Genomic DNA, 24782 nt, shown 5'->3' with positions numbered 1-24782 from the left:
TAAATTAACCTAAAAATAACTAGATTATTGTATAATGAGGGTATATAATATAGTTCTGATGTCAGAATTTAGAAAGGAGGAGGGAAAAGTGATAGAAAGAAATTTCTACAAGGATAGAAAAACAAAATTATATCACCACAATGAAGAAGAAATACATTTAAAATCTTATATATTTGGAAATGGGATAAGACTTTTAGCTTCATTAGCAGGAATAACTTGTTTAGCTCTATTCTTTGAAAATAGCAGAATGGATAATACAAGTATAGTTGTATTATATGTTTTGGCTGCTGTACTGACGGCTAGATTTACAGAAGGATATATTTTTGGAACAATAGCTTCGGTATCATCAATGTTTATATATAACTTTTTCTTCATAGATCCTCGTTATACGTTTGCAGTAGATCAAAAGATGTATACACTTTCTTTTGCCGTTATGGTAGGGGTATCGCTATTAGCCGCTGGTATAACATCTAAGTTAAAGAAAAGGGTTGAAGCTGAAAAAATACAGGCTAAAAAAATGGAAATGCTATATCGTACAGATGGATCATTTTTAAAAGCTAGAGATAGAGAGCAAGTTGTAGAAAATTGTGGAGAAAACCTTGTAAATATCCTTGGAAAGACTGTTTTAATAACTATCGCTGATGAGAGAAGAAACCTTATGGAGCCTCACGTTTATATATGTAATAACAATGGTAGTGAGAATCTATTTAAGTTAGTCAAAGAGAGGGAAGTTATAAAAGAATGCTTCAGAAGTGGTAAGCCTAAAGGAGTAGGTGTTAAGAAGGTAGATCCTAATGGGGTAAAGACTGGTATAAGAGAGGAAGATAGCAATGCATACTATGTTCCTATAAAAGGGAATTACCTAACACTTGGTGTTATAGGTGTTGCTTGTTATAAGAGAGAGATTCTTTCTGATGAAGAAAAGAAAATTATTGGAGTAGTTGCAGAACAGACTGCAATTGCCCTTGAGAGAGAAAATATTTATGCGAGAAGACATCGTGCTATTATCGAAGGAGAAGGCGAAAAACTTGTTCAGAAGATTAATAGAATTACAGGAAGTGATTATGCTACTTTAGATGATTTCTTGTATGATAATAGTACTGTCAACAAAGCAAATGATGAATATTAAATAAGAATATAAAATAAAAAATAAATGGGTGTCTATATTATTAATTAGACATCCATTTTTTATATGAATTTTTCTCTCTGTTTTTTTATTTCTTCAACAAGTATAATATATCTAAGGGGATAATAAAATGAAAATAGTTGGAGGAAAATTATGCTATTACTTAACAAATCAGACATAAAAAAAGTATTTACAATGAAAGATGCTATAGAAGCGGACAAAAAAGCTTATCAAGCATTCAGTGAAAAAGATGCAATAGTTCCTATAAGAACAAACTTAGGGACAGTAAGAGAAGGGGAAAGTATGTTATTCATGCCAGGATATGTAAAATCATTAGACTGTGCAGGGATAAAAATTGTTTCAGTATTCCCAGGAAATGCTGAAAAAGGAAAACCAGTTGTGCCAGCGACAGTTATACTAATGGATGCAACTACAGGTGAAGTTATATCTGTAATGGATGGAACATATATAACTCGGGTTAGAACAGGTGCGGCTTCAGGTGCAGCAGTGGACCTTCTTGCTAGAAAAGACGCAAAAGTTGGTGCATTAATAGGTACAGGTGGACAGGCTCCAGCTCAGTTAGAGGCTATGCTTGCAGCTAGAGAACTTGAAGAAGTTAGAGTATTTAGCAGAAATAAAGAAAAAAGAGAAAAATTTGCTGAAGATATGTCAAAAGAATTAGCTTCTTATGTAGCAAAAATAGTTGCTGCAGATTCTTCAGATGATGCTATAAAAGATGCAGATGTTATAGTATTAGCAACTACATCAGAAGTTCCAGTTATAGATGGTAATCTTGTGAAAGAAGGAGCATTAATAAGTGGTGTTGGTTCATATATGCCTAACATGCATGAAATAGATGAAGTTAGTATAAAAAGAGCATCTAAAATATTCTGTGATTCAGTAGAAGCTGTACTAGAAGAAGCAGGATGTATAATAACTCCTCTTAAAAAAGGAATAATATCAAAAGAAAATGATTTAAATAAAGAACTAGGCGATGTTGTAAGTGAAAAAATACCTGGAAGAGAATCAGATGATGAAATAATAATCTTCAAAAGTGTAGGAATCGGAGTACAGGATGTTGTAACAGCTCAGATGATTTATGACAGAGCTATAGAAAAAAATATAGGAACAAATTGGGAATAATATTATCCAATAATAAAAGGGATTCGTAAGAGTCCCTTTTTATTATTCCACAATCTCATTAGCCAATCTAACAAACTTATTTACATCATCAGGAGCATCCTTGCTATACAAAATCCCATAAGGAATACTATAATCCCAATTCACGGGAATAGAAACAAGCCCAGGATGAACATCCTTCCAACACTCAATAGTCAACAACACATTGCCAGAATCCGCATAAGAATTAAAAACAGACCAATCATAGAACTGTGGAGTGTCTATAATATTAATCTCAGGATGATTCTTTTCTAAATCATTTCTGATAAAATCATTTATACCAGAATCTCCACGAGCGACCATCATTAAATTCTCTCCATACAAATCTTCAAGTTCAATACAATTCTTAGAAGCTAATCTGTGATCTCTAGAAACTGCTATCATCTTTTTATACCTACCAAGAGGAAGAAAATTACAAATTGACAGCCATATTTTTGAATCACAAACACCAACCAAGAAATCAAACTTTTCACCAAGATTTTCAATCTCAGAAACAATTCCCTCGTGATTATCCTCAAAAGGAACTAAATGCAACCTATAATCTGTCAAATCTAAATTTTTTTCTAATGTGTTCATCTGTTTCATAACTGCGGTTGGAGATATATACAAACTTTCTGCAGCCTTTGGAAAGCTACCACAATCAACAACAGCGATAATTATATAATTTCTAGTTTTTTATATAAATGATTGCTGTTGCAAGTTTTTACAATAGGTATTTAAGTGAGTAATCACAAATTAATTTGCATCGACAATTCCGCAAGCGCTCCATACATTTAAATGTTTTTCAAATAATTGGGGCGCTGAGGACTGGAGATAAAATAATTGTGATTACTCACTTAAAAAGGCCATTGCATTAATTGCAACAGCCTTCATTTTTCTTTTGAATCTATCTTATAAATCGAAGTCATAAATGAAGAACTTCATATCTGCCTTCTGTCCATCAACTTCTACCTGTTCTCTTTTTTCTCCTCTTCTAGTCATACCATTGTGCTCATAGAATCCAAAGTTACAAGTTGTATCAGTAAATAAGTAGAAATCGTTCATACCATCAGATTTCATATATTCTTTAGCTTTAGAGAATAATTTTTTTCCAAGGCCCATACCTCTACAATCAGAGTCGATTGCGAAGAACACAAGCTCACCAGAATAATCTCTATTAGATTCATTTAAAAGAACTTTATCTGTATCACTTACACCTTTAAATATTTTAGATGTCTGTCTTCCTTCTTTAGAAATCATAAGAGAGATTATAGACATAAACTGTTTAAATTTATATTTTATATTAGATTTTTCCTTACTCTTATTTCTAGCCATTATTACACCAACAGGAGTGTTGTCTATAAGTGCAACCTTAGTGAAAGTCTGCTGAGCTAAACAGCTATAAAGGAATATAACAGATAATTTTTTAGCTATTTTTGGTGAAGCAAACTGATCATAGTTCCAAGTTTTTCTTATTATATCGAATAATTTTTCTCTGTGGCTTTCATTGTAATCTTCAAATACTATTTCTTTTTCTATTCTTTTATCTTTTTCCATTTTAAATACCTCTTTTCCTAAATTTTATTTATTCTTCTATTTCATTTCCGCTTTATTACGATATAATTAATATAAAGTATACAGTAACTGTAGAGTCAAGGAGGAAATATGAAAAATTTTAGAGAAAATGAAATAATAAAATTAACTGTGTCTCAATTTGCAAAATTACACAATGTAAATAAGAGAACGCTTCACTATTACGACGAGATTGGAATTTTTTCTCCAGATTATAAAGGAGATAACGGTTATAGATATTATGATTATATGCAAGGTGTGGATTTTGAGTATATAAAGATGTTGAAAGAACTAAATATGGGACTTGATGAGATAAAGAAATATATAGATAGTCCAAATGAAGAGGATTTTAAAGAAATAGCGGATGTAAAAATAAAGGAGATAGATCGTGAAATAAGGACATTAAATAGAAGAAGAGAAGTACTTGAGGATAAGTTAAATAAGTTAAATAAATGTGATGAGGTAAGGAAAAAGAATTCTATAAAAGTTATTGATTGTGAAGAGCAAAAATTTTTCTTTACACCTTTTAAATTTGAAGACGATGATTTAAAACAGCTAATAACACATATAAAAGATGTTTGGACTGTTGACGAGTATTGTAAGGGAATAGGTAGTTTTGTATCAGTGGATAAGATAAAAAGGGGAGAATTTGAGGAGTACGATGGGCTTTTTATCGAGATGCTAGAAGATATGGAGTCTAAAAATACTAAAAACACAATAATCAAACCAAAAGGAAAATATATTTGTGCATATCATATGGGGGATTGGGATACATTACCCAATTTTTATGGTGAAATTGTAAAATACGCAGAAGAAAATAATCTAACACTTGCTGGATATTCCTTTGAAATAGGTATGAATGACTTTGCTATTTCAGATATGGAAGATTATATTACTCAAATTATGATAAGAGTTGAAGAAAATAACATCAATAGTGTAAAATAAATTATTGGAATTAAAGATATGATAAATCTTAAAATAAAGTAGATAATAAATATTAAAACAATATAGATAATAAATATTTAAAATAAGATAATAAATTCTAAATAAAGGTTAGGATGATAAATTTTATAATATAAAAATAGAGAGGGAAAAAGATGAATTTACCAGAAAGATTTTTAAACGATGTTAAGGAGCTTTTAGGGGATGAGTTTGACGATTTTATTAAAAGCTACGAGCAGAAAAAGACTACTGCAATAAGAGTAAATACAATGAAAATGGAAAAGGATAGATTAAAAGGTTTTTTAGATTGTAATACAGAGGATATTCCTTGGGCAGAGGAAGGTCTTTATTATGACGAAGATGAGTACAAGCCAGGTAGAAATCCACTTCACGATGCAGGAGCATACTACTTACAGGAGCCTTCTGCAATGAGTGTTGTACCAAAGGCTGATATACAAGAAGGAGACAGAGTTCTTGATATGTGTGCTGCACCTGGAGGGAAATCTACATATATATTATCAAAACTAAACAACACAGGGCTTTTAGTATCTAATGAGATAAATGCTACTAGAATAAAGGCACTTGGAGAAAATCTTGAGAGATTTGGAGCAGCCAATGCGATAATAACTAATACAGATTCTAAGGGATTATTAAAAGTATTTGAAGGTTATTTTGATAAAGTTATAATAGATGCACCTTGTTCTGGAGAAGGGATGTTTAGAAAAGATCAAGTTGCAATTGATGATTGGAGCTATGCAAAGGTAATAGAATGTAGAGATATTCAGCATGAAATAATTAGAGATGGATATAAAATGCTTAAAAATGGAGGAACTTTAGTCTATTCAACATGTACTTTTGCAAAGGAAGAGGACGAAGATATAATAGACAGATTTGCGGAAGAATTTGAAAATGCAGAAGTTGTGCTAAAGGAAAGATTATGGCCGCACAAGGTAAAAGGTGAAGGTCACTTTGTAGCTAAGATAATAAAACACGATGAAGAGGATTGTAGTGTAAAACCAGCTAAATTCAAAAAATTAGACAAAGAGCTAAAAGACTTTAGAGAGTTTGAAAAAAAATTCTTAAACATAAAACTAGATGGAGACTTCTTTATAAGAGGAGAAAATTTATATCTAATGCCTAAGGATTCTCCAGATACTAAGAAGATAAAATTATTAAGACAAGGATTACATCTTGGAGAGTTAAAGAAAAATAGATTTGAGCCTTCTCATGCATTAGCTCACTATCTTAAAAAAGAAGATGTTAAAAACTTTGCCGATTTTAAATTCGACTCAGATGAGATAAAAGCTTATATGAGTGGAGATGTAATCAACACAGGAGAGTCTAGAGGTTGGATAATTGTAGGTGTTGAAGGTGTTTCTCTAGGATGGGGAAAAGAATCTGGAGGAGTTATAAAGAACAGATATCCTAAGGGACTTAGAAGAAAAATTCAACTTTAGAAAAATAAAAGACGAAATTATAAAAAAGTGATATAGTATAAGTATGTTTTGAAGACAACTGATGATTTCAAGATGTGTTTATATTTATTATGATTGGAGATGAAGCTTTTGAGTAAAAAAGATAAAAACGAAAATAAAAATGTAGAAAAAGAAAATAAAGGTGCTTTTTCTGTTGTAAAAGAATGGGTAGGTATACTAGTTACAGCCCTTATAATAGCAGGAGTGGTTGTTCAGTTTGTTAGACCTACAAGAGTTGATGGACAGTCTATGGTTTCTACACTTCAGGATAGAGATTATTTAATAGTTAATACTATAAAATATAGAGTAGGAGATCCAAAAAGAGGGGATATTATAATATTTGATACAGATATGCCTATTGATGGATTCTCAGATTTATCAGTTGAAACAAGAAATCCTCTTAGAAGAGCTATGGATTTTGTCCTTCACGATGATAGTAGAGGAAAAGACCTTGTTAAAAGGGTAATTGGTGTTGGTGGAGACCATATACAAATATCTAATGGTGAGGTAAGAGTAAATGGAGAATTACTAGATGAACCATATTTAGATGAAGGAATGTACACAGAAGGGGATATTGATGTTGTAGTTCCAGAAGGAAAGATATTTGCAATGGGAGACAATAGATTAAATAGTTTAGACAGTAGATCTCCACAGGTTGGATTAATAGATGAAAAAGATGTTATGGGTCATGTAATGCTTAGACTATTCCCAATGTCTAGCTTTGGTTTTGTAGATTAATTATTTTGAAATAAGTTTGGAAATATAATTAATATTGAGGATAATAAAATGAGAATAGGTGTAGCTTGTTTATACTATGAGATTGAAAGAACTCTAGAGATTATAGAGCAAAATAGAGATTTTATTAATCACTTAGAAATAGGAATAGACACAGTTGCTCAAATTGACAAGATAGCTCCTTTTATCGATAAGATAGAGGAGCTTGGCTTGTCTATTGGAGTACATTTGGCTATGGAGATAAATACATGCGAGGAAATAGAGTGTATTAGAAGCTCTTGGGCAAAATTCTGTGTGGATATGTGTAGAGGTGTTGAATTTTTAAAACCTGCGTATTTAAATTTACATCTTGGATATGCTATGAAAAATAGATTTTTAAATAATAAGAAAAGATATTTAAATAATTCTGTGGATTTCTTTTTAAAATTAGAGGAAAATTTGCAAAGGTTATCAAGAGTACCTGTGATAACTGTGGAAAACTCATACAGTTTAAATGGTGGAGATTTGATGAATACAGGGATATCCACAGGAGAATTTGAGTATATTTTTGAAAATACAAGAAAGATAAGAGAAAAAGTTAATATGCCTTATTTTTGCTTTGATACAGGACACTGTATTTTAAGTAAAGATAATTACTGTAGTCTAAAAGAATTTACCAAAGTAATACATATTAGTGATTGCGGTGGTGAAATAGACGACCATGTAAGTATTTTTGATGGAAAGCTTACATCTGAAAATCTAAAATATGCATTTGATATGGAGCCAAATTATGCTGTAATAGAGGTTAAGTCGGAGCATGTGGAGAATAGTATAATTAAGGTTGAGGAATTTTTAAAAGAGTATATAAAAATTCATAGGCCTTAAATAGACAATGTGGGAGGTTCGAGATGGGAGTAATAGAAGTTAAAGTTGACGGAAAAATTGAAAAATTTGAAAGAAAAAATAGAGATTATTTACTTCTTTCTGAAATAGCAGATGAGTTTAATGAAGCACATGATGGAGTTGTAACTGCAGCTATAAAGGGAGAATCTCTTTGTGATTTATATGAAAAGGTATACGATGGTGAGGAAGTAGAGCTTTTAGATTTTTATAATGAAGATGGGGCTAGAGTATACTTTAGAGGTCTTTCTTTTGTGTTTATAACAGCCTGTAGAAAACTTTATGAAAAGATGGAAGTTACAGTAGAGCACTCGTTGTCAAATGGAGTGTACTACAGTATGGATATAGGTAGAGAACTTAGCGATAAAGATATAGAAGATATTAAAAATAAAATGAGAAATATAGTTGCTGAAGATTGTCCGATTAAAAAGGTAGAGATGGATAAATTTGAAGCAGGACAGATTTTTAGGATTTTAAGTAGAGAGGACAAAGCAGAACTTATAGAAAATAAAGATGAGGAAACAGCAAAAATATATGTATGTGAAGGCTATATAGATCATTTTTATGGAATGATGCCACCTTCTACAAAGTATATGGATGTATTTGATGTAGTTAAATATAAAAAAGGTGTTGTTCTTATGGGGCCATCAGAGGAAGATGCACTAGTACCAGAGAAATTTATAGACCAGCCTAAGCTATCAAATATTTACGATGAGTCTGAAGATTGGGCTGCAAAGTTAGGTGTAATGAATGTAATAGACTTAAATAGAATAATTGAATCTGGAGAGTCAGGAGATGTTATAAGAACTGTTGAAGCACTTCATGAGAAGAAGATTTCTCAGATTGCCGATATGATAAAAGAGAGAAATAGTAGAGTTATTTTAATAGCAGCTCCTTCATCATCAGGAAAGACAAGTTTTGCTCATAGGCTTTCTATTCAGATGAGGGTTAGTGGAGTAAAATCAAGAGCTATTTCTTTAGACGATTATTTTATAGAAAGAGAACATACTCCTCGTAAGGCGGATGGTTCTTATGATTATGAATCTATAAAGGCTATAGATGTAGAAAAATTCAATGAAGATATGAACACTCTTTTAAATGGTGGAGAAATAGAGATAATAAGATATGATTTTAAAACTGGTAAAAGAGTATTTACTGGAGAAATGATGTCTATAGGAGAAAATGAATCTATAATAATCGAGGGAATACACGGATTAAATCCAAAATTAACTGCTCATATAGAGGATAGTAAAAAGTTTAGAATATATATAAGTGCATTAACTCAGATAAATCTTGATTCTCACAACAGAATTCCAACGACAGATTTAAGACTTATAAGAAGAATTGTAAGAGATTCTAATTTTAGAGGATATAGTGCAGAAGAGACTATAAAAAGTTGGAATAATGTAAGAGAAGGAGAAAAGGAGAATATATTCCCTTACCAAGAAGAGGCTGATGCTATGTTCAATTCAGCATGTGTATACGAAATTTCTGTACTTAAGAAATATGTTGAACCACTTTTAAAAGAAGTAGATCCAGAAAGTGTGGAATATATAGAAGCAGCTAGACTTTTAAGTTTTATACAATACTTTGCTACGATAGAGGATATTTCCGATATACCTTCTACATCTATCGTCAGAGAATTTATTGGAGGAAGTAAAATAGTTTAGTATATAAAACTTAATTTAATAAAGGATAGTTTTGAAAATTGTATTTTATATAAATAATTTTTGTTTTTAAGTATAAAAATAGGATAACGATTTTTTTATAAAATAATCGAATAGTAAATCGGAAAAAAATTTTAATAACATAAAGAATTTTTTTGACAATATAATGATTTGTAATATATAATTGAGATAGTATGATTTATATTGAAAATTTTTTTTTAGGAGAGAGAAGAATGAAAGAGGTAATGGTTTTAAGAGATTTAGAGTGCATAAAAGCTGTAGCACATCCAAAAAGAATAGAAATATTAAACCAGTTTGAAAATTCTCCACTATCTGCTAAACAGTTATCAGAAATTTTAGAAGAACCTCATGCGAAAATAAACTACCATATAAAAATGCTTTATAAGGTTGGTATATTAGATTTAGTAGAGGAAAAAATAAAATCAGGAATAGTTGAAAAATACTATTATCCAACAGCTAAAAGTATAGAGATAGGGAAGAATGTTTTTAATTTTTCATTAGCAGGGAAAATTGAAGGGGAGACTGATGAATTCTATGTTAACAAATTTGAAGATGTTAGTGAGGCATTTTTCAATGCAGCAGAAGCTGGAAAATTAAATGGATCTAATATAGAAGATTTCCATAATGTAGAATTAACAAAAGAAGAAGCTGATGAGATAAAAGAAACTCTTCATGCTAAATTAGAAGAAATATCTTCAAGAGAAGGTAGAGCTTCTGATAGAGAACGTTATGAAGTTGCTTTTGTTTCAATACCAGAGAAATAAATATTATAATATGAGATATAACAAGGGATATCTAGTTAATTAGGAGTTAATTAGAATCCCTTATTTTTTTGCTTGGTTATTAATCTATTTTTAGGGTATAAGCAATCTATACGAAATTACGAAATTTATAAATAAGAGGAGGATTATGTATGTTTACTATAGGTTCACATATTTCAATAGCAAAAGGATTTAAAAAGGCAGCTCAGATTTCTGTAGATATTGGGGCGAATACATTCCAGTTTTTCAGTAGAAACCCAAGAGGTGGAAATGCAAAGGAATTTAATGAAAAGGATATGGCGGCATTTCAGAAAATTAGAGAAGAAAATAATTTTGGAAAATTGTTAGCACATGCTCCATATACTATGAATTTAGCTGCTGCAAATGAAGATACTTACGAATTTGCAAAGATGATTATTAGAGAAGATGTTAAGAGAATGGATTCAATAGGTGTTGAGTACATTTGTTTCCATCCAGGAAGCCACGTTGGTAGCGGAGTAGAAGAAGGTACAAGAAAGATAATAGAAGGGCTTAATCAGGCCATAACTGGTGATGAGAATATAACAGTTCTTCTTGAAACTATGTCTGGAAAAGGTACTGAGATTGGTAGAAGTTTCGAGGAAATTAGGGCTATAATAGATGGTGTCGAGCACAATGAGAGAATGGGAGTATGTATGGATACTTGCCATATATTCTCAGCAGGATATGATATAGTTAATGATTTAGATGGTGTTTTAGACGAGTTTGATAGAGTGATTGGACTTGATAGACTAAAGACTATACATTTAAATGATAGTATGATGCCTTTTGGAAAGAATAAGGATAGACATGCTGGAATAGGTGAGGGTGAGATAGGAATGAAGGCTCTTTTAGAGGTTGTCAATCATCCTAAATTGAGAGAAATACCATTCTTCTTAGAGACTCCTTATGATGATGAGGGGCATGGAAGAGAAATTGCAATGCTAAAAGAAAATAGATAATATAAAAGTGCTGTTTCAATGATTTGTCACAGCCAATAGACTTAACACAAGTATCCGCTCTCCAGGCTTCAGCGCCCCACATGTTTATGTAACACATTTTAATGTGTGGGGCGCTTGCAGAATTGTCGCTGCGATATACTTGTGTTTAAGTCTTAAAAATGGCTGTGAGCAAATTTATTGTTAACAGCCTTTTTGTTATCTATTTTTTTATCATTGAAATTTCTAAATAAAGAAAAGTAATATAGAATAAAATAATTACAATTCAAATGCCAAAAATGATAGCTTATTTTTCATTTTCTTTTTTTACTATGTTATATTCTATTGCATATTCTGATGCCGGGTATAGTTCTATTTCGACTCTAGGGTTTTCTTTGTCTATGAAGTCAAATAGCATGACGGGTTTTAGTTGTTTGTCATTTTTTATTATTCCACTTTTTTCTAGTCCGTCACATATGCTTTTTGGGTAGTTATGTAAGTCGCCCATTTTTTTGTTTGGGAAGTATAGTTTCATTACTGTTATTAGGTTTTCTTCTATTTGTTCACCCTGATATTGTTGATTTACGTATCCTGCAATCATGTTTTCATAAGCTAGATATTTTGAATATTTACCTTTTGCTGGCATCCAAGCTTGTCCATTTACATTATGTAATTTGAAGTTAGACTTACTTATTGGTCTACCAGGTATTACCAGTTTTATCATAATTTACCACCTTTTTTTAAATTGTGTTATCATATTAATAATAACATTATACTTTTTTAGTGATGTTAAATCAAATTGAATGTTTCTGAAGTAAAAAGGAGGAGGCATTTTTGTTAATTAAGAAAGATTTTGAAGGTAGAGAGTTAAAATCAGAAAATGAGATTGTAAAGAGAAGCGATATTATAAAATCAATTTTTTTAGATTATGGAGTGGAGTATTGTGGAATTGCTCCGGTAAAATTTGGAGAAGATATTAGAGAGATTTTACAAAAGAGAGCTGATGATAATCATCTTAGCGGTATGGAAGAGAGCGATATAGACAAAAGGTTAGATGCAACTTTGATAATGGAGGATGCAAAGTCTATAATAGTTGCAGCATTTCCATATTATTGTGGAGATATAGATAAGTCTAATATTTCTTGTTATTGTAGAGGATACGATTATCATTTAGTAATTAGGGGTATAATGAATAGTATCTGTGAAGAAATACAAGATAGGTTTTCTGAAAAGGGAGATTGTAAAGACTATACAGAAGATGAAAATTCTATAAATGAGGAACATACTATAAAAACAGAGGTGTTTGTCGATAATGGGCCATTAGTTGATAGGTATTTGGCTTATATTTCAGGTATAGGATTTTGGGGGTTAAACGGCAGTATAATAACTAATAAATATGGATCTTATGTGTTTATTGGTTATATTGTAACTAACCTAGAGATTGAAACTGATACACCTTTAGATAAAACATGTCTAAAATGTGGAAAATGTATAAAAAGTTGTCCAGGAAATGCACTTCTTGAGGGATACGATATGGATGCTAAAAAATGCCTTTCTTATATAACCCAAAAGAAAGGTGAGCTTACAGATGAAGAAAAAAATATAATTAAGAAAAATAAAATTATATTTGGATGTGATATGTGTCAAAAGGTATGCCCTCACAATAAGAATATTGAAATTACAAATATTGAAGAATTTAAAAATGATTTGATAAAAAGACTAGATTTAGAGGAGATAAATCAAATATCAAACAAGGAATTTAAAAGAAGATATTATAATAGAGCATTTTCTTGGAGAGGAAAAGGGATTATAAAGAGAAATCTTGAGATATTGGAGGAAGATTAATGGGAAAAAGTAGTGAAGAGATAAAAGAAATTTTAGATTTATTGGAAATTCAGTACCCAGATGCTGAGTGTGAATTACATTATACAACACCATTTGAGCTATTAGTAGCGACAATACTTTCTGCTCAGTGTACGGATGTTAGAGTGAATAAGGTAACAGATGAAATGTTTAAGGTTTGCAATACACCTAAACAGTTTGCAGAGCTTTCTGAGGAAGAAATAGGTGAAATGATAAAAACTTGTGGGCTTTATAAGAGTAAGGCTAAAAAGATAAAGATGACATCAGAAATTTTATATAATGACTACAATTCAGAAGTTCCAGATTCTTTAGAAGAGCTTGTAAAACTTCCTGGTGTTGGAAGAAAAACTGCAGGAGTTGTTTTAAGTAATGCGTTTGGACATCCTGCGATTCCTGTAGATACTCATGTTTTTAGAATAGTAAATAGGATAGGAATTGTTGAAACTTCTACTCCTGAAAAGACAGAATTTGAACTGATGAAAGTTCTTCCTAAAGAGAGATGGTCAAAAGCACATCATCTATTTATATTTTTAGGTAGAAGAATGTGTAAAGCTAGAAAGCCAGAATGTACCGACTGCCCGATAAAAAAGCATTGTAATTATTTTTTAGAGATAGTAAAATAAAAGACTGAGAATACTTTATAATGAGGAATACTATTGAATAAAATAAATGCTTTATAGAAGTAGTATATGTAGGAGGAAGATAGATGGCAATTAATATAGTTTTAGTTGAGCCTGAAATACCACATAATACAGGCAATATAATAAGAACATGTGCGGTTACAGGGGCAAAATTACACCTTGTAAAACCTTTAGGATTTGAATTAACAGATAAACATCTTAAAAGATGTGGACTTGATTATTGGGATATAGCAGATGTTAAGATATATGAAAACTTTGAAGAATTAGAAGCTCAGAATCCAGATGCACAGTATGTTTTAGGAACAAGTAAAGTTAAAAGAACTCATACTGATGTAGAATATAAAGATGGATGTTTTCTTGTTTTTGGAAGCGAAACAAAAGGTTTATCTAAAGAAATAATAGAAAGACATATAGAGGATTGTGCAAGAATACCTATGCTTGATTTAGAAAGAGCTAGATGCTTAAACCTTTCTAATGCTGTTGCAGTAATGACATATGAAGCACTTAGACAGCTAGATTACCCAGGAATGAGATAAACAGGAGGAGAATAGATATGAGCAAGATAAAAATAATATGTGATAGTCTTTGTGATTTAGACAAAAGCATAGTTGAACAGAATGATATAGAAATGATACCACTAACTGTAATAATCGGGGAAAAAGAATACAGGGACGGGATAGACATTTCAAAAGATGATTTTTATAAAAAATTAAGAAATGAGAATGTATATCCAAAAACTTCTCAGGTAACTTATGGACAGTTTAGAGAAGTTTTCAAAAAATACAATGAGGAAGATACTAGCATATTATATATAGCTGCATCTTCAGCAGCAACAGGTACTTGCCAGAGTGCGATAATGGCAAAGAATGATATAGACGGAGACATAAGAGTTTTCGATTCTCAGCAGGTTTGCTATGGTATAGCTAGATATGTTATAGAAGCAATAAAATTAAGAGATGAAGGAAAAACTGTAGATGAGATAGTAGAAGCTCTAGAAGCTATGAAGGAAAAGGTGTTTGTAATGTTCTGTACAGATACACTTGAGTATCTTCAGAAAGGTGGAAGAATTTCTTCTACTAAGGCAGCCATAGGTAATATACTAAATATTAAACCTATATTATACGTTAAAGATGGTTTAGTATCACAGTTATCTCAGGTTAGAGGTAAGAGAAATTTAGTATCTAAAATGGTTGAATTGACAAAGGATGAATGTGGAGATCTTTCAGGACAGACTGCTTATATAGGGTATACAGACAACGATGAGGAAGAAATAAATAAATTTATCGACTGTGTAAAAGAAGAGCTTCATCCAGATAATATCGAGTTATTCCAGATAGGAACAGGTATAGGAACTCATTCAGGGCCTGGTGCAATGGGAATTATTTGTCTAAAAAAATAGAATAGTTATTTTATGGAGGATAAGATGAGGTTAAAAAAATTTATAATTTCATCTCTTTCTGCAGTTATGATTGCGACTAGTCTTGTAGGATGTAGCATGATTAATAAGGAAAAAGAAACAGAAGAACCAGTTTCAGATTTAGTTAATGTAACCCTTTTAACTGATGCGGAAGGTGGAGCAGGGGAATCTCTTATTTCATCAGCTAGAGAGGGACTTGATGAGGCTGAATCTGGTCTAGGTATAGATGGAAGATTTATAAAATGCTCAAGTAAAGATGATATAAAAAGCAATATAGAGGTTCTTGTAAAGGGAGGAAAAACTTCTCTAATAATAGGTGCAGGGCCTAGATTTGAAAGTATAATAAGTGTATATGCTCAAAAATATCCAGAACAGGATTTTGCTATAATAGACGGAACTATAAATGGAGAAATTCCTAAAAATCTAACTACTGTAACATTTGATGATGAAAGATCAGGATTTATAGCAGGGTTTATAGCAGGTAAAATGACTGCTAAAAACAAAGTTGGGTACATAAGTGGAGTAAGTGGAAGTAGTGAAAAAGCATATAAACAAGGATTTGAAAAAGGTCTAAAAAAGGCAAATGACAAAAATCCAGAAATAGTATCGAGAAATGTAAATATATACGAATCTTACGAGGATGCAAAAAATGCATTTGTAGATGTAGAATATTATGGTGCTGATATATTATTTTCACCTACAGAAGATGATTCTAAGGCTGCAATAGATTCAATTAATAGCAATTATTCAAAAGTTATAGCGGTAAACAAAGATCAATATCATTATTCTAAAGATAAGGTAGTTGCATCTATAACAAAGAGCTATTCAAAAGCTGTTTATGATTTATGTGCTATGGTATACGACGGAGGAGAATCATTCAAAGGTGGAAAAAATACTCAGTATGGTGTAGCTGAAAAGACAATAGCTTTATCTCCATCTACAGAAAATACAGTTCCACCAGATGTACTTAGCTCTTTGAGTAAAGCATTAAAAGAAGAATATTCTTCTGGAAAATAGAAAAATTAAAAAATTTATACTGAAAGTTGTATTAAATGATAAAAAAATAACTTTAAAAAAGTATATATAAAAACTTTTATGTATAAAAAGGCAAGGTGTTTTATAAAAATATCTTGCCTTTTTTGTATATATGTGATAATAAAGTTTAAAAAGAAAGAATTAAAAAAAGATTCTGAAAAATAATTGACAACTTGCAAAATGGATAGTATAATCTAATTAAAGAAAAAGATAAAGACACTTTTTCAAAACAAAAGCAAATCTAATCCACAGATTAAGCTAATAAAACAATTTGGATAGAATCCAAAAATAAGAAAAAAGAAAGTGGTGAGTCCAATGAAAATGTAAGGGATATATATCAGTAAATTGAATTATAAGATACTTAAATATTAAAAAGATAAAAGTATATGAAATAAAAATAAAGAGAATCAATATACAGATATATATAAATCAGAATAAACAAAATCTATTCTCTAAACGTTAAAGCAATTAAACTTCATCCAGCAAAGTAGTAACAGAAATAAACCTCCGAGAAAAGTAGTTCAAAGTTACATTAATCGCATTATAATCTAATATAAAAATATAAACTAAAATAATTTGCAAAAGGTTGATGAAAGCTAAATATTAATTAAAATAATAATAAATAAAAAATTTATAAAGGGCAGGAAATAAAATGGTAAAGAAAAACGGTGATACATTATAGACACCATCTCTAGAAGGTCAAAGAAAGTTGACGAAGATGGTGTCTATAATTTTTTTGTCTTTTATACTAATATAACTATAGTATTATTTCAGAGCTGGATATATGCTAAACTTATTTACATGATCTATCTCTATTTGAAATAATCTATAGCTGAAAAGAGTATTATTTTTAATCTTATAAGTAAAAGTTAAATTCAAAAAATATTCTGAAAAATAGTTGACAACTTGCAAAATGGATAGTATAATTTAATTAAAGAAAAAGAAAAAACACTTTTTCATATAAATAAAGAATAAAAATTATCTTACTTAAGCTAAAGTAGCTAATATAAAAAGAAAGTGGTGAGTCCAATGAAAAGTTAAAAATTTAATAAAGATTGTATGATAGTTTAAAATAGCCATTACAAACAAAACCTCCAAGATAGTAAGTAAATTTACAGAGCAGTACAAAGTAGTTAAAACTAAAGGGTAAAGCAAGTGAATCTTAAATAGAGATTCGTTATAAACTAACAAATGTTATAAAGTATAACAGATTGATAAAATAGATAAAATCATCTAAGCAGAGATATAAATTAAACGATTTTATTAGATGATAAATAAAATAATATTACAATTAAAATTAATATAGATTGTGGAAAAGGAAAGGTAAAAATATGATAATAAAGAAAAACGGTGATATATTATAGACACCATCTCAGAAGTTAAATCAACTGAAAGAGATGGTGTCTATTTTTTATTTTTTGAGCAATTACATAATAAGATTAAAGCTATTAAAATATAAAGATGAAAAGCTATATATAATGCATATAAAATCTTATAAAAATAAAGTCCATATAAAAATATATAAAATAGTTAAATAAAAAAGAGATTGTATCATCAATAAATTGAAGAGACAATCCCTTTTAAGCTATTATTTATTCAGTTTTAAATTTGTATGTACCGTCAATTTTAGTACTGGTTCATAGATTCTAATACATCTAGAACGAATTCGTAGCAGTTTTTAGTTGATGGTATGCTTAAATGTTCTTTTTCAGAGTGAACATCGAACATATCTGGTCCTATAGATATAGCTTCTACACCTTCCATTTTGTCAAGAAGAAGACCACATTCAAGTCCTGCATGTATAGCTATTATAGCTGGAGTTTTACCAGTTATTTTAACCCAAGAATCTGTACATATTTTTTCTATAGTAGAGTGAGGTATTACTTCCCAAGCTGGGTATCCTGCTATTATTTCGAATTTGCATCCTAAATCAGCAGCTAATAATTCAGCTCTTTTAGCTAATTCTTCTTTTATAGTTTCTTTAGCACTTCTTATAGAGAAAGTAACTTTAACCTGATCTCCTGCGTTTTCAACTATAGCCATGTTTGTTGAACTTTCTGGAAGAGAAGTATCAAGAGTACCATCTTCGTTAACTGTGTAAGAATTTACACCGTGTGGTAATAATGTTAATAATGTTAATAATTTTGTTTTGAATTCATCAGTATAAACTTTTTCAACTGAAGCATCTTCAAATAATAAGTTCATGTGAGGTTCAGAAACTGCGAATTCAGCTCTCATTTTGTTGAATAATTCTTCTAATTCAGCTTTAGCAGCATCAACATCAGAAACTAATATAACTGCTTCTGCATGGTTTGGTATAGCATTGTGCATAGTACCACCAGTTAAGTCAGCTAAATCATATTCAACTGAAAGCATATTTAACATTCTTACAACTAATTTAGTTGCATTAGCTCTCTGTAACTGTATTTCCTGTCCTGAATGTCCACCAAGTAAATCAGTAACAGCGAATTTTAAAGCTTTTTTGCAGCTGCAAGCATCTTTGAATTCTCTGTCTAATGTTATAAGTGGAGTTTTACCACCAGCACATCCTATAGTGAAGCATCCTTCTTCTTCAGAGTCTATGTTTAGAAGGTATTTACCTTTTAATAAAGAAGTATCTAGAGCATAAGCACCAGTCATTCCGCTTTCCTCATTAACTGTGAAAACAGCTTCTAATGCTGGGTGTTTTAAATCATCAGATTCTAATATAGCTAAAGACATAGCAACTGCTATACCGTTGTCAGCACCTAGAGTAGTGTTGTTAGCGTATATCATATCGTCAACTATTCTCATTTCTATTGGATCAGTATCGAAGTTGTGGTTAGATCCTTTTCCTCTAACTGGAACCATGTCCATGTGTCCCTGAAGTATAACACCTGGGCAGTTTTCATATCCTGGAGTAGCTGGTTTTCTTATTATGATGTTACCAGATTTATCCTGGATAGTTTCTAATCCTAATTTTTCACCGAATTCTTTTAACCAGTTACTAACTGCTTCTTCATGATAAGAAGCTCTTGGTATCTGGTTCATTGCTTCAAAGTTAGCAAAAACTTTTTTTGGTTCTAAGTGTCCTAATACATTTGACATTTGTAAAGTCCTCCTGAATAAAATAATAATAAATAAAATTGCTTTTGTATTATACAAACTTTATATGTTTATGTATAATATTAAATAGCTACACTAACAGTATAATACAAAATAGAAAAAAAAACATTGAAAAACGTCAAAATTTATATCAAAATCTGAAAATTTTTTAAAAAAGAAAAAACGATTTTCTTAATATGTCTGTAAATTCAACGTTTCGTAAGAAATTATAAAATAAATTAAATTTAAACCATAAAAATTTTAAATTAATAAATTTAAAAAAATTTGAAAAGAGGGGATAGTATGGATAATAAATCATTCAAAGTTCTTGAGTTTGATAAGATAATAGATATTTTAAAAACCAAAGCATCATCTTCTTTAGGACTTAATAAGATTGAAAAGTTAGAACCAAGTTCTGATTTTGAAGAAGTAAAGTATAGATTACAGGAAACTACAGAAGCTCAATCTATTTTAATCAAGAGAGGGCATGTAAGTCTTGGAGGAATACATGATGTTTTAGATAAGGTAAAGAGAGCAGAAATAGGAGCATCTCTTGATCCAGGAAGTTTACTTATGGTTGCAGACACTTTAAGAGCAGCCAGAGTACTTGCGAATAGTTTATCTGGAGATGGAGAAGAAGAGGATTTCAACTACCCAATAATCCAGTCTTTAGCTACATCTCTCTATATACATAGAGAAATAGAAGATGCGGTATACAATGCTATAATAAGTGAATTAGAAATAGCAGACAGTGCATCATCTACACTAAGAGACATAAGAAGAAAAATCGTTCAAAAAAATCAGTCTATAAGATCTAAATTAAATTCAATAATATCTTCAGCTACATATCAGAAGTATTTACAAGACAGTATTATTTCTATGAGAGGGGATAGATTTGTTGTACCAGTAAAGGCAGAATATAGATCTGTTGTATCTGGTATAGTACATGACCAATCTTCTTCAGGAGCCACATTATTTATCGAACCTATGAGTATAGTTGAAATGAATAATGAACTTAGAAAATTAAAGTTAGATGAACAAGAAGAAATAGAGAGAATTTTAGCTGAGTTATCAAAAATGATAGGAGAAATAGCTAGAGAAATAATCTCAAACCAGGAGATATTAGAAAAAATAGACTTTATATTTGCAAAAGGAAAATTATCTCTTGAGATGAAAGGTATAGACCCTAAGCTAAATAAAGATAAAAACTTTGTAATAAAAAATGGACGTCATCCGCTATTAGATCCTAAAAAAGTTGTAGCAAATACAATATATTTAGGCGATGAATTCCATACATTAGTTATAACAGGGCCAAATACAGGTGGTAAGACAGTAACTATTAAAACTGTCGGTCTATTTGCACTTATGACTCAGAGTGGTCTACATATACCAGCAGATTTTGGAAGTAGTATGTGTGTATACGATAATATATTTGCAGATATAGGTGATGAACAGAGTATAGAGCAGAGTTTATCTACATTCTCGTCTCATATGACTAGAATAGTATCTATATTAGATAAGGTTACAGAAGATTCGCTAGTTATATTTGACGAACTTGGAGCAGGAACAGACCCAGTAGAAGGTGCAGCACTAGCTATTGCAATACTTGAAGATGTTAAAATGGCTGGAGCAAAATGCATAGCTACAACTCACTACAGTGAACTTAAAAACTATGCACTTACTAAAAAAGGTGTTGAAAATGCTGCTGTTGAGTTTGATGTAGAGACACTTAGCCCAACATACAAACTTCTTATAGGAGTACCTGGAAAATCAAATGCATTTGAAATATCAAGAAAGCTAGGACTTAGAGATTATATAATAGATAGAGCAAAAGAATTTATAAATACAGAAAATATAGAGCTTGAAGACCTTCTTCAGAATGTTGAAAAGAATAGAATAAAGGCAGAAGAAGATAGGGCAGAAGCTGAAAAATTAAAAACTGAAATACAGATGATAAGAGATGCAGAAGCTGAAAAGCTAGAAAAATTAACTAATCAGAGAGAAAAGATGATAGAAAAAGCTAGAAGTGAAGCATTCTCTATAACAAGACAGGCAAAAGAAGAAGTAGATGAAATAATAAAACGTCTTAAAGAATTAGAACAGGAAAGAGCTTCAAAAGAAAAGAGTAGACAGATTGAACAGCTTAGAAAAGAATTGACGGATTCAATGGGAAGTTTACAGCCTACTGTTAAGAGTATGATAGTTCCAAAAGTAGCATCAAAAGAAATTAAAAATTTAAAGGCTGGGGAAGATGTAAGAGTAATAACACTTAACCAGGAGGGTACAGTTGTTTCAGCAGATGATAAAAAGAAAGAGGCAGTTGTCCAAATTGGTATAATGAAAATGACACTTCCATATAAGTCGCTTCAGAAAATTAAGAATCAGCAACACACTACAGTTACTAAGAAAACTAGAAATGTAATAAAAGCAAAATCAGGAAGAGTTAAAGGAGAAGTAGATTTAAGAGGAATGAATCTTGAAGAAGCAACTCTTGAACTTGAAAAATATCTTGATGATGCTACAGTTGCAGGTTTAGAGCAGGTAACAGTAATACATGGTGTTGGTACAGGGGTACTAAAGACAGGACTTCAGGATGTTCTTAAAAAGAATAAGCATGTTAAGAAAAAAAGACAAGGTGGATACGGTGAAGGTGGCGTAGGTGTCACAATCGTAACATTAAAATAATATATTTAAAGAAAAAGGTGAGGTTCATCAAACGCGCCAGGCTTCGACGATTTTCTATACCTCGAACGTTGTTCGAGGATAATGTAAAAATCGTCTGTAGATTGTTGCTGTTTGATTGAACATCACCTTTTTTCTATATAATAAAATTATTTTAATGTTATTAAATTGTACCTTATAACTATATGAAATAGCTTTTAATGATTAAATAAAGAGAATATTTATTAATAAAGTTTACTTTTAAAAGGGTTTGTTAGGAAAATATTTTAGGACAAGGGCGTGCATATAAAGGTATAATTAGTATATGAGAAAGATATTTTTTATTAAGCTTAATATAGATTTGGAGGATGTTTTATGATAGTTGTATCAGCTTGTTTAGTTGGAGAAAATTGTAAGTACAGTGGTGGAAATAATAGAAATGAGGCTGTTTTAAGTTATTTAGAGGGAAAGGAATACATAACTATTTGCCCAGAGTGTACAGGAGGTCTTTCTACTCCGAGAGAGCCTGCAGAGATAATAGGTGGAGAAGGAAAAGATGTAATAGATGGAAATTGTAAGGTTATATCTAGAGTAGGAGTAGATGTTACAAAAGAGTATATGAAGGGTGCAGAGGTTAGCTTAGAAGAGGCAAAAAAATACGATGTAGAGTTGGCGATATTGAAGGAGGGAAGTCCTTCTTGTGGTGTTAATAAAATACACAATGGAGAATTTAAAGGAATAAAAAAAGAAGGAAAAGGAGTAACTGCAGCTCTATTTGAAATGAACGGAATAAAAGCGATTAGTGAGAAGGACTTAGAAGCTCAAAAGTAAATAAATAGAAAAAGAAAAAATGAATGATTAAATTCTCTAAACACCTTGAAAAATAGTTGAAATTGTTTTAACATAGAGAGATAAGTGTAAGTATGTAAAATCGGGAAATTATGATTTTTGTACGGAAAAATATAAAGAAAATTAATAATATATAAAGAAAATATTTGAGGAGGAAGAAATAATGGATTTTAAATTTGAAGTCGCTTCTGCTCTAAAAGAACAGATAGAAGACCTTACTTTAGAAGAAATACAGAGCTTTATAGAAATACCACCTAATAAAGAAATGGGAGATTATGCATTCCCTTGCTTTAAATTAGCTAAAATATTTAGAAAAGCTCCAAATATGATAGCAGAAGATATAGCTGGTAAAATAGAACCAAATGGGTCTATATCAAAAGTTGTTCAGCTAGGAGGATATGTAAACTTCTTCGTTGATAAATCAAAATTAGCTGAAACAGTTATAAATAAAGTTCTTACTGAAAAAGAAAACTACGGTAAAAGTGAATTAGGAAAAGGAAAAACTGTTGTAGTTGACTTCTCTTCTCCTAATATAGCAAAACCATTCCATATAGGGCATATAAGAACTACTGTTATAGGTAATGCACTATACAAAATATACAATTCTCAGGGATACAATATGGTTAGAATAAACCACCTTGGAGACTACGGAACACAGTTTGGTAAATTAATAGTAGCGTTCAAATTATGGGGAGATAAAGAAACAGTAGAAAGCAACCCAATACCAGAATTATTAAAATTATACGTAAGATTCCACGATGAAGCCGAAGTACATCCAGAAATGGAAGATGAAGCTAGAGCATGGTTTACAAAACTTGAAAATGGTGATGAAGAAGCTAAAGCTTTATGGCAGTGGTTCAGAGATGAAAGTTTAAAAGAATTCTCAAGAGTTTATGATCTTTTAGACATAGAATTCGATTCATACGCAGGAGAAAGTTTCTATTCAGATAAAATGGATAGAGTAATAGATTTAATAAAAGAAAAAGGATTACTAGAAGAATCTGAAGGAACAAATATAGTAAATCTTGATGAATATAATTTAACTCCAGCTCTTATAACTAAAAAAGACGGTTCAACATTATATATGACAAGAGATTTAGCAGCTGCTATATACAGAAAAGAAAATTATGATTTCGACAAATGTTTATATGTAGTTGGTTCTCAGCAGGCACTTCACTTCCAGCAGCTATTCAAAGTATTAGAACTTATGGGATACGAATGGTCTAAAGACCTTGTTCACGTTCCATTTGGGATGGTTGCACTTGAAAGTGGGACAATGTCTACTAGAAAAGGTAGAGTAGTATTCCTTGAAGATGTTTTAAAACAGGCAATAGAAAAAACTAAAGATATAATACTTACTAAAAATCCTAACGCTGAAAATGTTGATGAAATAGCTAAACAGGTAGGTGTAGGAGCTGTTGTATTCCAGGAATTATCAAATAGTAGAATAAAAGACTATACATTCTCTTGGGATAAAACACTTAGCTTTGATGGAGAAACTGGACCTTATGTTCAGTACACTCATGCTAGATGTTGTGCAGTATTAAGAAAAGCTGGTGAAGAAGTTACTTCTGATATAGATTACAGCTTACTTTCAGATGAAGGAAGTTCAGAAGTTCTAAAAGTTATAGAATCATTCAACAAATGCATACTTGCATCAATGAAGAAAAATGAGCCTCATATAGTAACAAGATTTGTACTGGATCTTGCTCAGGCATTCAACAAATTCTATCATGACAACCCAATACTTGTAGACGATGCAGAATTAAGAAAAGCAAGACTTGCTCTTGTTGAAGCTACAAGACAGTCAATAGAAAATGGTCTTGCATTATTAGGAATGCATGCACCACACAAAATGTAGTTTTTAGATTTAAAGTAGTTTAGAGTAAAGAGAGAGGTTTATTTTTATAAGCCTCTTTTTTTAAATTAGAGGTGAAATT

The 24782-nt window shown here is 30.8% G+C and carries 21 protein-coding genes; 17 read left to right on the top strand and 4 right to left on the bottom strand.

The window, feature by feature from the left end; genetic code table 11:
• The first annotated feature begins 88 nt into the window (after window positions 1-88).
• The gene (locus ACK2WO_RS00330; protein WP_414698051.1) at window positions 89-1129 is read left to right on the top strand and encodes a DUF4118 domain-containing protein; all 1041 of its coding nucleotides are present in this window, start codon (window positions 89-91) and stop codon (window positions 1127-1129) included.
• A gap of 150 nt (window positions 1130-1279) precedes the next feature.
• Entirely contained in the window at window positions 1280-2269 is a 990-nt protein-coding gene (locus ACK2WO_RS00325; RefSeq protein WP_414698050.1) for an ornithine cyclodeaminase family protein, read from the top strand.
• A gap of 42 nt (window positions 2270-2311) precedes the next feature.
• Here the strand turns inward: ACK2WO_RS00325 and ACK2WO_RS00320 are convergent, their stop codons facing one another.
• Both ACK2WO_RS00320 and ACK2WO_RS00315 read right to left on the bottom strand, forming a co-directional pair.
• Entirely contained in the window at window positions 2312-2959 is a 648-nt protein-coding gene (locus ACK2WO_RS00320; RefSeq protein ID WP_414698725.1) for a LysR family transcriptional regulator, read from the bottom strand.
• Window positions 2960-3196: 237 nt separating this feature from the next.
• Complete coding sequence (locus tag ACK2WO_RS00315) at window positions 3197-3841, bottom strand: GNAT family N-acetyltransferase (RefSeq protein ID WP_414698049.1); 645 nt, start codon at window positions 3839-3841, stop codon at window positions 3197-3199.
• Window positions 3842-3949: 108 nt separating this feature from the next.
• Here ACK2WO_RS00315 and ACK2WO_RS00310 point away from each other — a divergent pair, with 108 nt between their 5' ends.
• The 7 genes from ACK2WO_RS00310 (at window position 3950) to ACK2WO_RS00280 (ending at window position 11316) form a co-directional block, all read left to right on the top strand.
• Entirely contained in the window at window positions 3950-4801 is an 852-nt protein-coding gene (locus tag ACK2WO_RS00310; protein ID WP_414698048.1) for a MerR family transcriptional regulator, read from the top strand.
• Between the two features lie 152 nt (window positions 4802-4953).
• Entirely contained in the window at window positions 4954-6255 is a 1302-nt protein-coding gene (locus ACK2WO_RS00305; protein WP_414698047.1) for an RsmF rRNA methyltransferase first C-terminal domain-containing protein, read from the top strand.
• A 99-nt stretch (window positions 6256-6354) separates the two neighbouring features.
• Entirely contained in the window at window positions 6355-7011 is a 657-nt protein-coding gene (gene lepB, locus ACK2WO_RS00300) for a signal peptidase I (protein ID WP_414698046.1), read from the top strand.
• A 48-nt stretch (window positions 7012-7059) separates the two neighbouring features.
• Window positions 7060-7872, top strand: a complete 813-nt coding sequence (locus ACK2WO_RS00295; protein WP_414698045.1) for an endonuclease — start codon at window positions 7060-7062, stop codon at window positions 7870-7872.
• A 23-nt stretch (window positions 7873-7895) separates the two neighbouring features.
• Complete coding sequence (locus ACK2WO_RS00290) at window positions 7896-9557, top strand: nucleoside kinase (RefSeq protein WP_414698044.1); 1662 nt, start codon at window positions 7896-7898, stop codon at window positions 9555-9557.
• Between the two features lie 230 nt (window positions 9558-9787).
• On the top strand, window positions 9788-10339 hold the full coding sequence (locus ACK2WO_RS00285; protein WP_414698043.1) for an ArsR/SmtB family transcription factor: 552 nt from the start codon (window positions 9788-9790) through the stop codon (window positions 10337-10339).
• A gap of 149 nt (window positions 10340-10488) precedes the next feature.
• Window positions 10489-11316 (top strand): deoxyribonuclease IV, encoded by an 828-nt coding sequence (locus tag ACK2WO_RS00280; protein ID WP_414698042.1) that lies wholly within the window; start codon window positions 10489-10491, stop codon window positions 11314-11316.
• 283 nt (window positions 11317-11599) lie between these two features.
• Here the strand turns inward: ACK2WO_RS00280 and ACK2WO_RS00275 are convergent, their stop codons facing one another.
• Complete coding sequence (locus ACK2WO_RS00275) at window positions 11600-12016, bottom strand: RusA family crossover junction endodeoxyribonuclease (RefSeq protein WP_414698041.1); 417 nt, start codon at window positions 12014-12016, stop codon at window positions 11600-11602.
• Between the two features lie 110 nt (window positions 12017-12126).
• Here ACK2WO_RS00275 and queG point away from each other — a divergent pair, with 110 nt between their 5' ends.
• From queG to ACK2WO_RS00250, 5 genes are all read left to right on the top strand, one after another.
• Window positions 12127-13137 carry a tRNA epoxyqueuosine(34) reductase QueG gene (gene queG / locus ACK2WO_RS00270; protein WP_414698040.1) on the top strand — a complete coding sequence of 337 codons (1011 nt, stop codon included), beginning with the start codon at window positions 12127-12129 and terminating at the stop codon, window positions 13135-13137.
• Window positions 13137-13778, top strand: coding sequence for an endonuclease III (nth, locus tag ACK2WO_RS00265; RefSeq protein ID WP_178412564.1), 642 nt, complete (start codon window positions 13137-13139; stop codon window positions 13776-13778). Before queG ends, nth begins: the two co-directional genes overlap by 1 nt.
• Before the next feature lie 83 nt (window positions 13779-13861).
• Entirely contained in the window at window positions 13862-14332 is a 471-nt protein-coding gene (locus ACK2WO_RS00260) for a tRNA (cytidine(34)-2'-O)-methyltransferase (protein WP_118548589.1), read from the top strand.
• 17 nt (window positions 14333-14349) lie between these two features.
• Window positions 14350-15195, top strand: a complete 846-nt coding sequence (locus tag ACK2WO_RS00255; protein WP_414698039.1) for a DegV family protein — start codon at window positions 14350-14352, stop codon at window positions 15193-15195.
• 24 nt (window positions 15196-15219) lie between these two features.
• Window positions 15220-16230 (top strand): BMP family ABC transporter substrate-binding protein, encoded by a 1011-nt coding sequence (locus tag ACK2WO_RS00250; protein ID WP_414698038.1) that lies wholly within the window; start codon window positions 15220-15222, stop codon window positions 16228-16230.
• Window positions 16231-17874: 1644 nt separating this feature from the next.
• Here the strand turns inward: ACK2WO_RS00250 and ACK2WO_RS00245 are convergent.
• Window positions 17875-19335 carry an aminoacyl-histidine dipeptidase gene (locus ACK2WO_RS00245; protein WP_414698037.1) on the bottom strand — a complete coding sequence of 487 codons (1461 nt, stop codon included), beginning with the start codon at window positions 19333-19335 and terminating at the stop codon, window positions 17875-17877.
• Between the two features lie 300 nt (window positions 19336-19635).
• Here ACK2WO_RS00245 and ACK2WO_RS00240 point away from each other — a divergent pair, with 300 nt between their 5' ends.
• The 3 genes from ACK2WO_RS00240 to argS all read left to right on the top strand — a co-directional run bounded on the left by ACK2WO_RS00240 (window position 19636) and on the right by argS (window position 24703).
• On the top strand, window positions 19636-22017 hold the full coding sequence (locus tag ACK2WO_RS00240; protein WP_414698036.1) for an endonuclease MutS2: 2382 nt from the start codon (window positions 19636-19638) through the stop codon (window positions 22015-22017).
• Window positions 22018-22368: 351 nt separating this feature from the next.
• Window positions 22369-22824: a DUF523 domain-containing protein gene (locus ACK2WO_RS00235; protein WP_201416737.1), complete on the top strand. Its 456-nt coding sequence runs from the start codon at window positions 22369-22371 to the stop codon at window positions 22822-22824.
• 181 nt (window positions 22825-23005) lie between these two features.
• A complete protein-coding gene (gene argS, locus ACK2WO_RS00230) occupies window positions 23006-24703 on the top strand; it encodes an arginine--tRNA ligase (protein ID WP_414698035.1) in 1698 nt (565 codons plus the stop codon).
• The last annotated feature ends 79 nt before the right edge of the window (window positions 24704-24782 follow it).

It is taken from the genome of Peptacetobacter sp. AB845, from assembly GCF_047528295.1.
GTDB lineage: Bacteria > Bacillota > Clostridia > Peptostreptococcales > Peptostreptococcaceae > Peptacetobacter.
This window is presented reverse-complemented; position numbering and strand designations above follow the sequence as displayed.

Excerpts from the sequence above, each read along its gene's own strand:
- ACK2WO_RS00310 (WP_414698048.1), top strand. The coding sequence starts at position 3,950 with ATGAAAAATTTTAGAGAAAATGAAATAATAAAATTAACTGTGTCTCAA.
- ACK2WO_RS00295 (WP_414698045.1), top strand. The coding sequence starts at position 7,060 with ATGAGAATAGGTGTAGCTTGTTTATACTATGAGATTGAAAGAACTCTA.
- ACK2WO_RS00255 (WP_414698039.1), top strand. The coding sequence starts at position 14,350 with ATGAGCAAGATAAAAATAATATGTGATAGTCTTTGTGATTTAGACAAA.
- ACK2WO_RS00305 (WP_414698047.1), top strand. The coding sequence starts at position 4,954 with ATGAATTTACCAGAAAGATTTTTAAACGATGTTAAGGAGCTTTTAGGG.
- ACK2WO_RS00325 (WP_414698050.1), top strand. The coding sequence starts at position 1,280 with ATGCTATTACTTAACAAATCAGACATAAAAAAAGTATTTACAATGAAA.
- ACK2WO_RS00285 (WP_414698043.1), top strand. The coding sequence starts at position 9,788 with ATGAAAGAGGTAATGGTTTTAAGAGATTTAGAGTGCATAAAAGCTGTA.
- ACK2WO_RS00250 (WP_414698038.1), top strand. The coding sequence starts at position 15,220 with ATGAGGTTAAAAAAATTTATAATTTCATCTCTTTCTGCAGTTATGATT.
- ACK2WO_RS00315 (WP_414698049.1), bottom strand. The coding sequence starts at position 3,841 with ATGGAAAAAGATAAAAGAATAGAAAAAGAAATAGTATTTGAAGATTAC.
- ACK2WO_RS00275 (WP_414698041.1), bottom strand. The coding sequence starts at position 12,016 with ATGATAAAACTGGTAATACCTGGTAGACCAATAAGTAAGTCTAACTTC.
- argS (WP_414698035.1), top strand. The coding sequence starts at position 23,006 with ATGGATTTTAAATTTGAAGTCGCTTCTGCTCTAAAAGAACAGATAGAA.
- ACK2WO_RS00240 (WP_414698036.1), top strand. The coding sequence starts at position 19,636 with ATGGATAATAAATCATTCAAAGTTCTTGAGTTTGATAAGATAATAGAT.
- nth (WP_178412564.1), top strand. The coding sequence starts at position 13,137 with ATGGGAAAAAGTAGTGAAGAGATAAAAGAAATTTTAGATTTATTGGAA.
- lepB (WP_414698046.1), top strand. The coding sequence starts at position 6,355 with ATGAAGCTTTTGAGTAAAAAAGATAAAAACGAAAATAAAAATGTAGAA.
- ACK2WO_RS00235 (WP_201416737.1), top strand. The coding sequence starts at position 22,369 with ATGATAGTTGTATCAGCTTGTTTAGTTGGAGAAAATTGTAAGTACAGT.
- ACK2WO_RS00245 (WP_414698037.1), bottom strand. The coding sequence starts at position 19,335 with ATGTCAAATGTATTAGGACACTTAGAACCAAAAAAAGTTTTTGCTAAC.
- ACK2WO_RS00260 (WP_118548589.1), top strand. The coding sequence starts at position 13,862 with ATGGCAATTAATATAGTTTTAGTTGAGCCTGAAATACCACATAATACA.
- ACK2WO_RS00290 (WP_414698044.1), top strand. The coding sequence starts at position 7,896 with ATGGGAGTAATAGAAGTTAAAGTTGACGGAAAAATTGAAAAATTTGAA.
- ACK2WO_RS00280 (WP_414698042.1), top strand. The coding sequence starts at position 10,489 with ATGTTTACTATAGGTTCACATATTTCAATAGCAAAAGGATTTAAAAAG.